Annotated in this window: 12 protein-coding genes; 4 read left to right on the top strand and 8 right to left on the bottom strand. The window is 70.1% G+C overall.

What is annotated here, in order from left to right:
• Positions 1–96: 96 nt before the first annotated feature.
• Positions 97–723 carry a LysE family translocator gene (locus tag ACWDRB_RS65290; protein ID WP_449912184.1) on the bottom strand — a complete coding sequence of 209 codons (627 nt, stop codon included), beginning with the start codon at positions 721–723 and terminating at the stop codon, positions 97–99.
• Positions 724–819: 96 nt separating this feature from the next.
• On the opposite strand from ACWDRB_RS65290, the gene ACWDRB_RS65285 reads away from it, so the two are divergent.
• Positions 820–1,278, top strand: a complete 459-nt coding sequence (locus tag ACWDRB_RS65285) for an Lrp/AsnC family transcriptional regulator (RefSeq protein WP_350724355.1) — start codon at positions 820–822, stop codon at positions 1,276–1,278.
• Positions 1,279–1,560: 282 nt separating this feature from the next.
• Here the strand turns inward: ACWDRB_RS65285 and ACWDRB_RS65280 are convergent, their stop codons facing one another.
• On the bottom strand, positions 1,561–2,046 hold the full coding sequence (locus ACWDRB_RS65280; RefSeq protein WP_449912182.1) for a winged helix-turn-helix transcriptional regulator: 486 nt from the start codon (positions 2,044–2,046) through the stop codon (positions 1,561–1,563).
• 96 nt (positions 2,047–2,142) lie between these two features.
• On the opposite strand from ACWDRB_RS65280, the gene ACWDRB_RS65275 reads away from it, so the two are divergent.
• Positions 2,143–2,727, top strand: coding sequence for a dihydrofolate reductase family protein (locus ACWDRB_RS65275; RefSeq protein ID WP_449912180.1), 585 nt, complete (start codon positions 2,143–2,145; stop codon positions 2,725–2,727).
• A gap of 296 nt (positions 2,728–3,023) precedes the next feature.
• Here the strand turns inward: ACWDRB_RS65275 and ACWDRB_RS65270 are convergent, their stop codons facing one another.
• Positions 3,024–4,493, bottom strand: coding sequence for a phosphodiester glycosidase family protein (locus ACWDRB_RS65270; RefSeq protein WP_449912179.1), 1,470 nt, complete (start codon positions 4,491–4,493; stop codon positions 3,024–3,026).
• A 258-nt stretch (positions 4,494–4,751) separates the two neighbouring features.
• Between ACWDRB_RS65270 and trpS the strand changes: the two genes are divergently transcribed.
• On the top strand, positions 4,752–5,714 hold the full coding sequence (trpS, locus tag ACWDRB_RS65265) for a tryptophan--tRNA ligase (RefSeq protein ID WP_449912177.1): 963 nt from the start codon (positions 4,752–4,754) through the stop codon (positions 5,712–5,714).
• Between the two features lie 32 nt (positions 5,715–5,746).
• Here the strand turns inward: trpS and ACWDRB_RS65260 are convergent, their stop codons facing one another.
• The 4 genes from ACWDRB_RS65260 to ACWDRB_RS65245 form a co-directional block, all read right to left on the bottom strand.
• A complete protein-coding gene (locus ACWDRB_RS65260; protein WP_449912176.1) occupies positions 5,747–6,784 on the bottom strand; it encodes a methyltransferase in 1,038 nt (345 codons plus the stop codon).
• A 27-nt stretch (positions 6,785–6,811) separates the two neighbouring features.
• Complete coding sequence (locus ACWDRB_RS65255; protein ID WP_350724368.1) at positions 6,812–8,431, bottom strand: PucR family transcriptional regulator; 1,620 nt, start codon at positions 8,429–8,431, stop codon at positions 6,812–6,814.
• 57 nt (positions 8,432–8,488) lie between these two features.
• Positions 8,489–10,117 (bottom strand): AMP-binding protein, encoded by a 1,629-nt coding sequence (locus tag ACWDRB_RS65250; RefSeq protein WP_449912174.1) that lies wholly within the window; start codon positions 10,115–10,117, stop codon positions 8,489–8,491.
• A gap of 84 nt (positions 10,118–10,201) precedes the next feature.
• Positions 10,202–10,903, bottom strand: a complete 702-nt coding sequence (locus ACWDRB_RS65245; RefSeq protein WP_449912172.1) for a TetR/AcrR family transcriptional regulator — start codon at positions 10,901–10,903, stop codon at positions 10,202–10,204.
• A 112-nt stretch (positions 10,904–11,015) separates the two neighbouring features.
• On the opposite strand from ACWDRB_RS65245, the gene ACWDRB_RS65240 reads away from it, so the two are divergent.
• Entirely contained in the window at positions 11,016–12,413 is a 1,398-nt protein-coding gene (locus ACWDRB_RS65240; RefSeq protein WP_449912171.1) for an MFS transporter, read from the top strand.
• Here the strand turns inward: ACWDRB_RS65240 and ACWDRB_RS65235 are convergent.
• Positions 12,410–13,108: an alternative oxidase gene (locus ACWDRB_RS65235; RefSeq protein WP_350724376.1), complete on the bottom strand. Its 699-nt coding sequence runs from the start codon at positions 13,106–13,108 to the stop codon at positions 12,410–12,412. The genes ACWDRB_RS65240 and ACWDRB_RS65235 overlap by 4 nt on opposite strands.
• Positions 13,109–13,171 lie beyond the last annotated feature (63 nt).

Genomic DNA, 13,171 nt, shown 5'->3' with positions numbered 1-13,171 from the left:
GTACTGCACTCGGGAGGGTGTGGGAGAGTAGGTCGCCGCCGGACAATCTTTGAGGGGGTTCGACGCCTTGGGCGTCGGACCCCCTTTTTTTTGTGTTCAATGGGTGCCGAGCGTGACGGCCGCGACCACCAGGAGCATCGTGCCGGAGACGGCCGAGATCCGGCGGGCGGCCTTCGGGGTCCGGGTCAGGGCGTGGCTGGCACGTGCCGTAGCCAGGGCGAGCAGGCCGTACAGGACGGCGCAGTTCGCGACATGGAGCAGGCCGAGTACGGCGAGTTGAAAGCCCAGAGGGACGCCTGTCTCCGTGGAGATGAACTGGGGCATCAGCGACAGGTAGAGCAGCACTCCCTTCGGGTTGAGCAGGGCCGTGAGCATGCTCTGTCGCAACACCCTGCCCGTGGGCTGCGGGGTCGCGCCCGGGACCGGGGTGGCGGGGTTCCTGAGCGACGCCAGGGTCTTGATCGCCAGGAAGATCAGATACGCGGCGCCGGCGTACCGCATCGCGGGCAATGCGGCGGGGACCGCGCGAAGTGCGGCGGCGAGGCCGGCGGCGGCCAGGACCGTGTGCACGGTGTAGCCCGAGCAGATCCCCGCCACCGCCGTGAGGCCGGTGCGGCGGCCCTGGCCGAGCGAGCGGGCCATGACGTAGAGCATGTCGGGGCCCGGCGTGCAGATCAGCAGCAGGTCCATGCCGAGGAAGAGCACCAGCAGCCGGGTTTCCATGAGAACCACCTCCTTGTGGGACGGTAGTCAAGGAGGGCTGGCACGCGATGGTCTGTTCGTGCTGCTTCGGGCGGCGGAGTGGCAGAATATTGCGCTGTGGACAGGATTGACCGCAGGATCCTCCAGGAGCTGCAGCGGGACGGGCGGCTGAGCAACACCGAGCTGGCCGACCGGGTCGGGCTCACACCGTCGCCGTGCCTGCGCCGGGTGCGGCAGTTGGAGGAGTCCGGCGTCATCCGCGGCTACCGGGCGCTGGTCGAAGGGGACGCGGTGGGCCGGGGGTTCCAGGCGTTCGTCACCGTGGTGATGAGGTATGAGGATCACGACACGGTGGCGGAGTTCGAGCGGCTGGTGGCGGGGATGCCGGAGGTGGTGGAGGCGCACCGGCTGTTCGGCGATCCGGACTTCCTGCTGCGAGTTGCGGTAGCGGATCTGGCGGCGTACGAGCGCTTCTACTCCGAGACCCTCTCCGGGCTGCCGGGGGTGGCGCAGGTGACGTCGCACCTTGCAATGAAGGCCGTGAAACCGGACACGGGTCTGCCGGTGGACGCTTAAGATCCGACGCCCGCACGTCACGCGTCCACGTGCGCACGACGGATGTTGGCGTCTGCGCGGCGGATGTCAGCGCCCGCACTCGCGCGTCCATGCCCGCACGGCGAATGTCGACGCTTGCACAGCGCACGTCGATGCTCGCATAGCGCGCGTCGATGCCGCGCATGGCGTCATGGCCGTTGCGCGGCTGGTGTACCTCTCAAGCGATGGCCATGGTGTCGCGTCCAACTCCATGTAGGGCGTCAGAGCACGGCGGCGTTGTGTCTGATTCCGCTGCTCAAGGCGTCAGGGCGCGTCGGTGTAGGCCTTGGCGAGGCGTTCCATGACGCTTGGGCCGTTCCGTTCCGGCGGCGGGGCGCCGAGGTGGATGGTCCGGAGCTCGGCCATGAACTCGTTCCACAGCTCCGGTCCGCCGGCCGCGAGCAGTTCCGCTCGCACCCTCAGCCACTTCGTGGTCGGGCGGTGGCGCAGCCCCCACTCGCCGAGCTGCGCGAAGATCGGGACCAGCTGGATGGATGCCTCGGTCAGGCTGTAGGCTGCCCGCCGTCCGGGGCCCGCGTCCTCGCGGGTCAGCAGGCCCGCGTTCACCAGGCGCTTCAGCCGGTCGGCCAGGATGTTGGAGGCGATCCCCTCCTCGGAGCCGGCGAGCAGCTCCCTGAAGTAGCGCCGGCTCCCGAACATCACGTCCCGCAGCACGAGCAGGCTCCAGCTGTCACCGAACGCCTCGACCGCGGCATTGATCGGACAACCAGAACGCGCCGACTCCGCCAACTCGCACCTCACCTCCGAACTGGTTGCAATCTACCACCGGGTGGCCTAGCGTGAGATTACCGGTTGCAAATCGCAAGCAGATGCAGGAGGCAACGAATGAGCGACACCGAGCCGCAGACCGCGGGCGGAAAGGTGCTCTGGCACTTCACGATGTCGCTGGACGGGTTCGTGGCGGGGCCGAACCATGAGATGGACTGGATGGCCGGGAGCTCGTTCCGGCCGGACCTGGTCGATGAGTACGTCGAGACCACGGGCGCCGTGCTGGGCGGTCGAGACGGCTGGGACCATTACCCGGATCCCAGCGGCATCTACGGTGGCGCCTGGAAGGGGCCGCTCTTCGTCCTCACCCACCACCCCGAGGACGCGACGCCCACCGACGGAGTCGCGTTCCTGAGCTGCGAACCGGCTGAGGCGGTGCGGATCGGTCTGGAGGCGGCCGGGGGTAAGAACCTCGAGGTGTTCTCGCCGACCATCGGCCGTCAGCTGCTCGAACTGGGGCTGATCGACGAGATCGACCTGCACATCGCGCCGGTCCTGCTGGGTGAGGGCATCCGGCTGTACGACAACCCCGGTGCCGAGCCGATCCGCCTCCACCGGCTCGGCGAAGCCGACCCCGCGTCGGTCGTGAACGTGCGCTACCGGCCCGCCGCATCGGCGAAGACGAGCTCGCCTCGGTCGTGAAGGTGCGCTGCCGGCCAGCCGCAACGGCGAAGGCCCTCGAGCAGGTGGGCGCGGTCGTGCCTCATCGGTGGAGGTGATCTCGCGTCGGGTCGTGAAGGTCTGTTTCCGGCCCGCTGCAGCGGCGAAGGTGCCCGTGTGGGCGGGCGCGGCCGTGCCTCGTCGGTGGAGGTGACGTCGCGTCGGGTCGTGAACGTGCGTTATCGACCCGCCGCAGTGGCGAAGGTGCCCGGGTAGGTGGGGTGCAGCCGTGCACCAGGGGCTGGTGGCACGGCTGCGGTTCGTTCGGGCCTGGTGTGTTACTTGGGCAGGACCAGGAGGGCGTCGCCGACGCCGCGCTCCACGCCGTCCGAGGGCCGGTTGATCAGCTTGTTGCCGACCACCATGGCCGTCGAGCCGCCCCCGTCCAGGTTGATGGCCTGCGTGGCACCCAGCCACCGCATGAACTGGGCGGCCTCGAGGAAGTTCGCCCCCACGGTCACGCCCGGGTTGCGGCCGTCGATGGTGGCGATGATGAGGCTGCCGTTCCTCGTGGTGCCGAGGAGGGTGCGCGGGTGGCGGCGCAGGATCATGTTGACGGAGTCGTGGCCGTCCTGCTTGGCGGTGATCTTCACCTTGCCGTTCCGCACGAGGCCGACGCTGCCCGCGATCACGTTGAGGTCCGGGGTCAGCGCGAGCGCCTTGTCGGTACGCAGGTCCACGACCTTGGTGTCGACCTTGACCGTCCAGTCCTGGAAGGCGTGCTCGTTGAGCCAGTCGGCGGCCAGGCCGTTGCCGTGCAGCACCCGCGTCCCGGCGGCCACCGCGGCGCCCGACTCGCGCAGGCCGACGACCTTGCCGTTGGCGTCGAGGACGGCGTCGGTCCCGCCGGTGGGCGTCTTGGCGCCCCACTCCTCGGTGTACAGCACCAGCTCGTCCGTCGTGACGGCCCGGTTGACGCCGTTGACCTCGGTCTTCTGGCCGTCCTGGGAGGTGGCGGTGACAGTGGTCTTCAGCTCGGTGATCTTGGCCGTACGACCCTTGAGCACGACGGCCGAGCGGCCGGGGACGGCCTCGCTGAGCAGCTTGCCCTTGACCACGGACGCGCCGACGGGCTCGCCGCGCAGGGCCTTGTCGGTGTGGATGTTGAAGAAGCCGCCGTTGACGCCGACCAGCGCGTTCTGGGCCTTGGCCATCGATGAGACGGTCTCCCGCTTGGCCACGCTGGTGCCGAGCGAGGCCGCGAACGAGCCGCCGAACGCCCCGGCGTCGATCATCACGACCTTGACGTCCCAGGGACCGGTGGTCTTGAGCCCGTCGTCGCCGAGGTAGTCGACCTTGACCTTCAGCCCCGCTTCCTTGAGCTTCTTGGCGGTCTCCTCGGCCTTCTTCTTGTCGTCGAGGGACCAGAGGCCGACCCGGACCATGTACACGGTCTGGGAGGCGGCGTCGGCGACGCTCGGCCGTACCACCTTCTGCACGCTGGGGGTCTCGCCGGCGGCCTCCACCTCGGCGGCCTTGGACTCGGCGGTCGTCTGCATTCCGTAGTCGCGGCCGCTCGGCATCAACACGGTCACCGTGTAGCCGTCGGTCGCCGAGCCGGCCTTCACGTCGTACATGTCGATGCCCTGCGCGACGGCGGTCATCGTCTTGGTCGGCACGGGCCTGCTGCCCAGCGGGAACTTGGCCGACGGGAACCGCACCGACGCCTGCTCCGCCGCGGCGGGCAGGGTGGTGAGGGAGAGCGCGGCGGCTATGGCCAGGCCACCGGCGAGGGTGCGTCGAGACATGAATTCTCCAGAGGGCGGAAAAGGGACCGCACCATACTGGCGAGATCATGGTCGCCGGGGCAGGCGAACACGCGAAACGGTAAAAGAGGTTACGAGATTGACACCGCAAACGGATACACTTCGCGTATGACACGCATCAGCATGTGGTGGCGGCCGACAGACGGCCGCTGATTTCCTCATGCACGGGCCGTCTTCGAGACGGCCCTCCAAGCGTGCGGTCCTCTCCGAGACGGCGTGACCTGAAAGAGAGAGACCGAAATGAACGACGTCGTACTCACCGGTGACCGTCCGACCGGATCGCTGCACCTGGGCCATTACTTCGGTTCGCTGGCCAACCGCGTCACGTTGCAGGACAAGTTCCCGATGTACGTGCTGATCGCCGACTATCAGGTGATCACCGATCGCGATCTACCCGGGGCGATCCAACGCAACATCACCGAGCTGCTGCTCGACTATCTGGCGGTGGGCATCGACCCGGCCAAGGTGACGATCTTCCAGCACAGCGCCGTCCCCGAGCTGAACCAGCTGCTGCTGCCCTTCCTGAGCCTGGTGTCGGTCTCCGAGTTGCACCGCAACCCCACGGTCAAGGACGAGATCGCGCACAGCTCGCAGCGGGCGGTCAGCGGCCTGATGTTCACCTATCCGGTGCACCAGGCGGCCGACATCCTGTTCTGCAAGGGCACGCTGGTGCCCGTGGGCAAGGACCAGCTCCCGCACGTGGAGGTGACGCGGCTGGTGGCGCGCCGCTTCAACGAGCGCTACGGCGAGGTGTTCCCGGAGCCCGAGGCCATGATGGGAGAACGGCCGCTGCTGCAGGGGCTCGACGGCGGCAAGATGAGCAAGAGCCGCGGCAACGCCATCGCCCTGTCGGCCACCGAGGACGAGACGGCCGCCCTCATCCGCAAGGCCCGTACCGACTCCGAGCGGCTGATCACCTTCGACGAGACGCACCGGCCCGAGGTGGCGAACCTTCTCACCCTGGCCGGCCTCTGCCTCGGCCGCTCGCCGCAGGACATCGCGGAGGAGATCGGGGACGGGGGCGCGTCCGCGCTCAAGAGGCTGGCCACCGAGGCGGTCAACGAGTTCCTGCGGCCGATCAGGAAGCGCCGCGCCGAGCACACCGAGGAGGAGGTGCGGCAGATCCTGACCACGGGGAACGCGGCGGCGAGAGAGCGGGCGATCATGACACTGGACGAGGTACGGGCGGCGATGGGCTTCTAGCGGGGTTCGCGGCGGCGGGCGGTAGCGGGTGCTCAGCGCGGCCGGTGGGCGGGGAGTGAGGCCAGGGCCAGTTCGGTGGGGACGGAGCGGAGGGGGCGGCGGTGCCGGGGCGGGCGGAAGCCCGCCGCCCGCAGCAGCTCCGACACCTCCCGGAAGCCGCGCACCCTGCCGCCGGCCGTGACCAGGTAGTTCAGGTCCAGCAGGTGCAGCAGGGCGCGGCTGGCCCGGCCGGGCATGACGCTGTCCCCGAACTGGTCGCCCACCACGACCGTCCCGCCCGGGTTGAGGGCCGCGGCCACTCGCTCCAGGAGAGTGGCGGCCTGCGCGTCGTCCAGCCCGTGCACGACGTTGAACAGCAGCGCGATGTCGTACCCGTCACCCAGGTCGCCGTCCAGGAACGACCCGGCACGCACGCTCAGCCGGGGATGGGCGGCGGTGGCCTGGAGCGCCTGCGGCAGGTCCAGCACAGTGGCGTGGAGCCGGGGGTGCCGCCGCAGCAGCTCCAGGCTGAACCGGCCGTGGCCGCCGCCCACGTCCAGCACCCGCCGGGCTCCCCGCCGCACCGGGACGGCCCTGGCCATCGCCGGAGCCTGCCGCCCGGCCAGCGCCGCCGTCCACGCCTGGAACGACCGGGACAGCTCGGGATCGCCTTCCAGCAGCTCGTAGAAGGGCGTGGCGGGCGCTCCGTCGCGCACCGCCTTCTCCAGCCGGGGCCAGATGACGCACGCCGTACGTTCCCAGAACTCCAGTCCCGCCACCAGGGACTGCGGCGAGTCCGTCGTGAACCACAGCCGTGAGGCGCGGGTCAGGCGGTAGCGGCCGCCGCGGACCCGCAGGTAGCCGAGCCCGGCCAGGGAGCGTAACAGCATGTCCGAGGAGCGGGCGTCCAGGCCGAGCGTGGCGGCGAGCTCGGCGCCGGTGGACGGCCGCTCGCGCAGGGCGTCGAAGACGCCCGTCCTGGCCGCCGCGACGAGCGCGTGCAGGCCCAGGACACCGAAGTAGTCGAGCATCGGAGGCACGATCGACAGCCGGTGCGCCGCGGCCTCCACGGCGTTGAAGAAAAGGGGCACGAATGCGACGCTAGGCGCCCGGGGCGGTCAGCGGGGTTCGCGGCGGAAGGACTCCAGGGCCAGGAGCGCGACGTGGAGTGACATGCAGGACTCGACGTCGTCCAGATCGGTGTCGAGGACGCGTTCGAGGCGGCGCAGGCGGTCGTAGAAGGCGGGCCTGGACAGGTGGGCCTTCTGCGCGGCGACCGCTTTGTTGCGCCCCGCGTCGAGGTAGATGCGCAGGATCCGGGTCAGGTCGCCGCCCCGCTGGGCGTCGTGCGCCAGCAGCGGCCCCAGCTCCCGCTCCGCGAACGTCTGCAGCCGGGCGTCGTCGCGCAGCAGGTGCAGCAGCCCCCGCAGGCGCAGGTCGGGCAGCCGGTAGAAGGCGCGCCCGTCCGGCTGGCGGACGGCCACGTCGGCCACCTGCTCGGCCTCCAGGAAGCTGCGCCGTACGTCCCTGATGGACTCCACGACCGAGCCCGCCGCCAGCACGAACGCGAGCCCGCCCGGCCGCCACAGCACGCGCAGCCGCTCGGCGAGCGCGGTCAGCGCGGGCTCGGCCTGGGTGCGGGGCGGGAGGGGCAGCAGGACCCCGACGCGTTCCTGGTCGAGGGCGCCGACGAGGGCGGGCAGGCGGGCGTCGCGGCAGGCGGCGGCGGTGGCCTCGGCCAGTTCGCCGAGCTGGGCCTGGCCGTCGAGCGCCTGGTCGGCCGGCTCGGTGGGCCTGATGACCACGCTGATCAGCTTGCGTCCCGTGAGCGGCACGCCGACGGCCCTGGCGCGGGCGGCGGCCTCGTCGGGGTCGGCGTAGGCGTGGGTCAGGATGCCGGTGATGATCGTGCCGTGCGCCTGGCGTTCGAGGGACTCCTGGTGGCGTTCGAGCAGGCGGCCCAGGGCGAGCGTGGTGGCGGCGCGCTCGGCCAGCACCATGTCGCGTGGCGTCGGCGCCGAGTCGCAGATCAGGATCAGCCGGCCCCAGTCCTGCCCGCGCGCCCCCACCGTGGTGACCACCCATCCGGAGGCGGCGTCGTACGCGGTCCGCTCGGCCGGGGCCACGCCCCTGGACCTGGCCTCCCAGCCGGCCAGCAGCGCGCCCGCGTCGCGCCCGGCGGACTCGCAGGCCAGCACCTGGTGGGCGAGGTTCTCCAGCAGCACGGGCCGGTTGGACAGCCTGGCCACCTGCGCCAGCACCTCGGCGGGCGAGGCACCCTCGACCGACAGCTCGGTGAAGACCTCGTGGAGCTGCTCGGAGGCGCGCAGCTCCTCCAGCTGGATGTCGATGATCCGCGCGTGCACGGACTCGGTGATCTGCACGAACGGCGTCTCGCGGGCCAGCACGATGAGCGGCAGCCCGTGCTCCTCGGCCTTCTTGACCACGGCGGGCGGCAGCTCCTTGACGAACCTGCGGCCCAGCTCGACGATCAGCCCCGAGGCGCCCACGGAGGAGAGGTCGCCGATGTAGTCGGCGAGCTTCTCCGGGTCTTCGGGCAGCGCCACGCCCGTGGTGAGCACCAGCTCCCCGCCGCGCAGCAGGTGGGCGAGGTCGGCGATCTCGCCGACGTGCACCCACCGGACCCTGGTGTCGAGCCGGTCGGCGCCCGCGACCACGCGCGGGCTGCCCCGGCGTACGGTCTCCAGTGCGAGGACATCGGCGATGGTGGGCAACACGGGGCAGAGCCTAGCCGATCGTTCTGTAAGAACGGCCATGCTCCCATTTACGCTTTGTCACGAGCTGAGGTCCTCCTCCCGGTACTCCTGGCGAGGTTCCCGCACCCGCAGCTCGACCCGGCGGATCTTGCCGGAGATCGTCTTGGGCAGCTCGGCGAATTCCAGCCGCCGCACCCGCTTGTAGGGCGCCAGTTCTCTGCGGCAGTGCTCGAAGATCGAGCGTGCGGTCGCCTCGTCCGGCTCGAACCCGGGCGCGAGCGTGACATAGGCCTTCGGTACGGCCAGGCGTACCGGATCGGGGGCGGGCACCACGGCGGCCTCGGCCACGGCGGCGTGCTCCAGCAGCACGCTCTCCAGCTCGAACGGCGAGATGCGGTAGTCGGAGGCCTTGAAGACGTCGTCGGTCCGGCCGACGTAGGTGATGTAGCCGTCCTCGTCGCGGGTGGCGACGTCGCCGGTGTGGTAGAAACCACCGCGCATCGCATCACTCAGCCCACCGACATATCCGGACATGAGGCCCATGGGGCGGCGGGCGTCCAGCGGCAGGCAGATCTCGCCGTCGTCCCCGGGCCTGCCGCTGACGGGGTCGATCAGCACGACGTCGTAGCCGGGCAGCGGACGCCCCATCGATCCGGGCTTGACCGGCTCGTCCGGCGCGTTCCCGATCTGCGCGGTGGTCTCGGTCTGGCCGTAGCCGTCCCGGATCGTGATGCCCCACGCCTTGGCGACCTGGTCGATGATCTCCGGGTTGAGCGGTTCGCCGGCGGCCACGGCCGTGCGCAGCGGCACCCGCCACACGGCGAGATCCTCCTGGATGAGCATCCGCCACACCGTCGGCGGCGCGCAGAACGTGGTGACCCGCTCGTCCCGCAGCACCTCCAGCAGCGCGGGCGCGGAGAAGCGGTGGTAGTCGTGGATCAGCACGGTGGCGCCCGCGTTCCAGGGGGCGAAGACGTTGCTCCAGGCGTGCTTGGCCCATCCGGGCGAGGACACGTTGAGGTGCACGTCGCCCGGCTTCAGCCCGATCCAGAACATCGTCGACAGGTGCCCGGCCGGGTAGGACGCGTGCGTGTGCTCGACCAGCTTCGGTTGCGAGGTCGTGCCGGAGGTGAAGTAGAGCAGCAGCGTGTCGGCGGCCCGCGTCGGCGCGTCGGGGACGAAGAGCGGGTCCTCCTCGTACGCCTCGTGGTACGGCAGCCAGTTGTAGGCGTCGCCGACGGCGATCTTCGTGTATTCGCCGGCCCCGAACTTGCCCGCGTCGGCGGCGTTGGCGATCACGTGGGCGACGCCGCCCCTGACGATGCGCTCCGAGATGTCCTTGGCGGTCAGCAGCGTCGTGGCCGGGATGATGACCGCGCCCAGCTTCATCGCGGCCAGCAGCGACTCCCACAGCTCGGCCTGGTTGCCCAGCATGAGCAGGACCCGGTCGCCCCGGCGCACGCCCTGGCGGTGCAGCCAGTTGGCGACCTGGCCGGAGCGGGCGGACAGCTCGGCGAACGTGTAGCGGGCGGTGCTCGCCCCCACGATCTTGAGAGCGACGGCGTCGGGGGTCTCGGCGGCCAGCACCCCGTCGAACCAGTCGAGCGCCCAGTTGAACTCCTCGAGCTCCGGCCAGCGGAAGTCGCGGCGGGCGGTGGCGGGGTCGGCGTGGAGGAGGAAATCGCGGGCGGCACGGAAACCGGTCATGCGACCGCCTTCGTCGGCCGCATGACCGGTGGACCGGCTGTGTTCGACTGGTCGCTCGCTTCGCTCGCTCATGCGGGAATCCTGCTACGTCGCCAGCCGCCGCTCAAGGCCGTCGAGCACCGACATGAGCCCGAAGTCGAAGGCCACCTGGCGGAGGGTCTGCGGGTCGTCGTAGGCGGTCATGTCCATACGCTCCAGCATGTCCGGATAGTCCTTGACCGCCCTGGTGACCATCTCCTTCATCTCGGCGGGGTCGTACTCGTGCTCGCCCATGGCGGAGTTCCAGGCGACCTCGGGGATGGTCATGCCGTAGATGTAGGCGGTGAGCGTGCTGCCGGCGTAGTCGACGTCCATCCCCGCGAACCCGGCCAGCTTGAACATCCGGCGCATCCGGTCGGCGACCTGGATGGCGTTGGGGCCGAGCGCGGGCATGCGGCCGAGGAGGTCGGCCGACCACGGGTGGCGCAGGATCACGGAGCGCATGCTGTAGGCCAGGACCGAGGCCGCGTCGCGCCAGCCGACGTCCTCCGGCTCGGGCATGCTCATCTCGCCCCACACCTGGTCGTAGACCAGCTCCAGGAGCTCGTCCTTGTGGGCGACGTACCAATAGATGCTGGTGGCGCCCGCGCTCAGCTTGGCGCCCAGCTTGCGCATGCTGAGCCCGTCGAGGCCCTCCGCGTCGAGGATCTCGATCGCGGCGCGGACGATCTCGTCACGGCTGCGCCCCGGGCTCGCGGTCTTGCGCGGCTCGCGAAGCCATACGGAGGCGAACTGCTTGCCGGTCATCCTCCAAGGATAAATCCACTCGCACACTGTACGAGGGTTGTCGTACGCTGTGCGAGTGGACTCGAACACTGTACGAGACCCCCGCCGCTGGTGGATTCTCGTCGTACTCTGCTTGGCGCTTCTGGTGCTTGTCGTCGACAACACCGTTCTCAACCTCGCCATCCCCTCGCTGAACGAGGAAATGGGCGCGACGCCGTCGGACATCCAATGGATCATCGACGCGTACGTGCTGGCCTACGCCGGTCTGCTGCTCACCTCGGGCAGTCTGTCCGACAAGTACGGCCGCCGCCTGTTCCTGATCGTCGGCCTGGCCTTCTTCGGCGGCGCGTCGCTGCTGGCCGTGCTGGTCACCGAACCCTGGCAGCTCATCGCCGCCCGCGCGCTGATGGGCATCGGCGGATCGCTGGTCATGCCCTCGACGCTGTCGATCCTGATGACCGTCTTCGACGAGACGGAGCGGCGCAAGGCGATGGCCTCCTGGAGCGCGGTGGCCCTGGTCGGCATGGTGTCGGGCCCCACCCTGGGCGGCCTCATGCTGCAGCACTACTGGTGGGGCTCGGTCTTCCTGGTGAACATCCCCATCGCGGCGATCGCCATCGTGGCCGCCGTCGTGCTCATGCCCGAGAGCCGCAGCAGCGGGCGGAAGATCGACCCGGTGGGCGTGGTGCTGTCGACGGTCGGCCTGACGGCGGCCGTGTACGTCATCATCGAGCGCGAGTGGAACGTGATCGGCATCGCGATCGCGGTCCTCGCCCTCGGCGGCTTCGTGGTCTGGGAGCGCAAGCAGGCGCAGCCGATGCTGCCCCTGCACCTGTTCGCCAACCGCAACTTCAGCGGCGCGTCGTTCTCGATCCTGCTCATGGCCTTCGGCGCGGGCGCCGTGATGCTCATGCTGACCCAGTACCTGCAGTTCGTGCTGGGCTACAAGGAGATGCAGGCCGGTCTGGCCATGCTCCCCTACGGAGTGGCCGCCGCGATCTTCAACGGCGTGGGCGCCGGCCTGGGCAAGAAGGCCAGCAACCGGGTGCTGATCGGGGCCGGCCTGCTGGTGATGGCCGGCGGGTTCGTCGTCATGGCCACGACCACCGGATATCTCCCGCTGCTGACGGGGCTGGTGATCATGGGCATCGGTGGCGGGCTGGCCGGGCCGTCCGCGTACTCCTCGCTCATGAGCGCCATCCCCATGGAGCACGCCGGCGTCGGGTCGGCGCTCAACGACACCGTCCAGCAGGTCGGCATGGCGATGAGCATCGCGGTCCTGGGCAGCGTGCTGGCCGGGCAGTACACCTCGCAGATGCCGGCCGACCTGCCCGCCGCCGCCAGGGAGTCGATCGGCGGCGCGCATCTGTCGGGCTTCGCCGAGGCCGGCAACCAGGCGTTCACGTCGGCCATGCACCTGGGCTCGTGGGTCGGGGCCGCGTTCTGCGTGGCCGCCGCGCTGCTCGCCGTGTCCGTGCTGCGCCCGGCCGCAGTGGCCCCGGAACCGGTGCCGGAAGACAGCAGGGTCTAACGGACACGGGGTTCCCGCATGCTCTCCAGGCTGTCGAGCTTGTGGGTGCGCTCGTCGTGGCCGATCTGCCGGAGCAGGTCGGCCACCGAGCGGTAGCGGCCGTACTCGGCGGCGTACGTGCCGGGGTCGGGCACGAAGTCCAGCTCCGGGTTCTCGGCCACGAACGTCATGTACTCGTGCTCGGCGTGGTCCTCGAACTCCGCGTTCAGCCGGTAGCTCCAGTCCGGCCTGACCAGGAACAGCACCCAGGACACGTGGTAGTAGAAGAACGCGATCAGCCAGGGCGCGGCCCGGTGCAGCAGCCAGGTCTGCCGCTGGCCGGTGCGCTGCACCAGGTCCTGCAGGATCAGCAGGTGCCACTGCTCGTTGTCCTGGTCGGCGCGGGCCTCCACGATCCGCTCGAAGATCCGTCTGGCCAGGGCCGAGCGGCCCCGATGGTGGTGCACGGCCCAGTAGCCCATCCGCTCCCACGCCTGGTACGGCACGCGGGCGATGATCTCCAGCATGGCGAACTTCGTGTACGAGCCCTGCTTGCCGTACATGATGTCCACGGGCTTGAACATCATCTTGGCCAGCAGGCTGTACTTCATGCGCGGGGTGTCCAGCGTGTCCTGCTGGGCCCGGCGGAGCTGCTCGCGGTCGAGCTTGGGCGGGCCGGCGGGCGCTTCGGGGCGGTGGTCGACGGTGACGGTCATCTCGATGTCTCCTTCGTTCTCGGGATGATCCGATGGTGGCCGACTCCGCTGGCCCCGGTCGTC

The sequence above is a fragment of the Nonomuraea sp. NPDC003707 genome (assembly GCF_053587055.1).
Note: the sequence above shows the minus strand (reverse complement) of the source record. Positions and strands in the feature narration are given on the sequence as shown.

Coding starts and splice junctions, on each gene's coding strand:
- ACWDRB_RS65290 (WP_449912184.1), bottom strand. CDS start 723: ATGGAAACCCGGCTGCTGGTGCTCTTCCTCGGCATGGACCTGCTGCTG.
- ACWDRB_RS65270 (WP_449912179.1), bottom strand. CDS start 4,493: ATGTCTCGACGCACCCTCGCCGGTGGCCTGGCCATAGCCGCCGCGCTC.
- ACWDRB_RS65235 (WP_350724376.1), bottom strand. CDS start 13,108: ATGACCGTCACCGTCGACCACCGCCCCGAAGCGCCCGCCGGCCCGCCC.
- trpS (WP_449912177.1), top strand. CDS start 4,752: ATGAACGACGTCGTACTCACCGGTGACCGTCCGACCGGATCGCTGCAC.
- ACWDRB_RS65275 (WP_449912180.1), top strand. CDS start 2,143: ATGAGCGACACCGAGCCGCAGACCGCGGGCGGAAAGGTGCTCTGGCAC.
- ACWDRB_RS65250 (WP_449912174.1), bottom strand. CDS start 10,117: ATGACCGGTTTCCGTGCCGCCCGCGATTTCCTCCTCCACGCCGACCCC.
- ACWDRB_RS65245 (WP_449912172.1), bottom strand. CDS start 10,903: ATGACCGGCAAGCAGTTCGCCTCCGTATGGCTTCGCGAGCCGCGCAAG.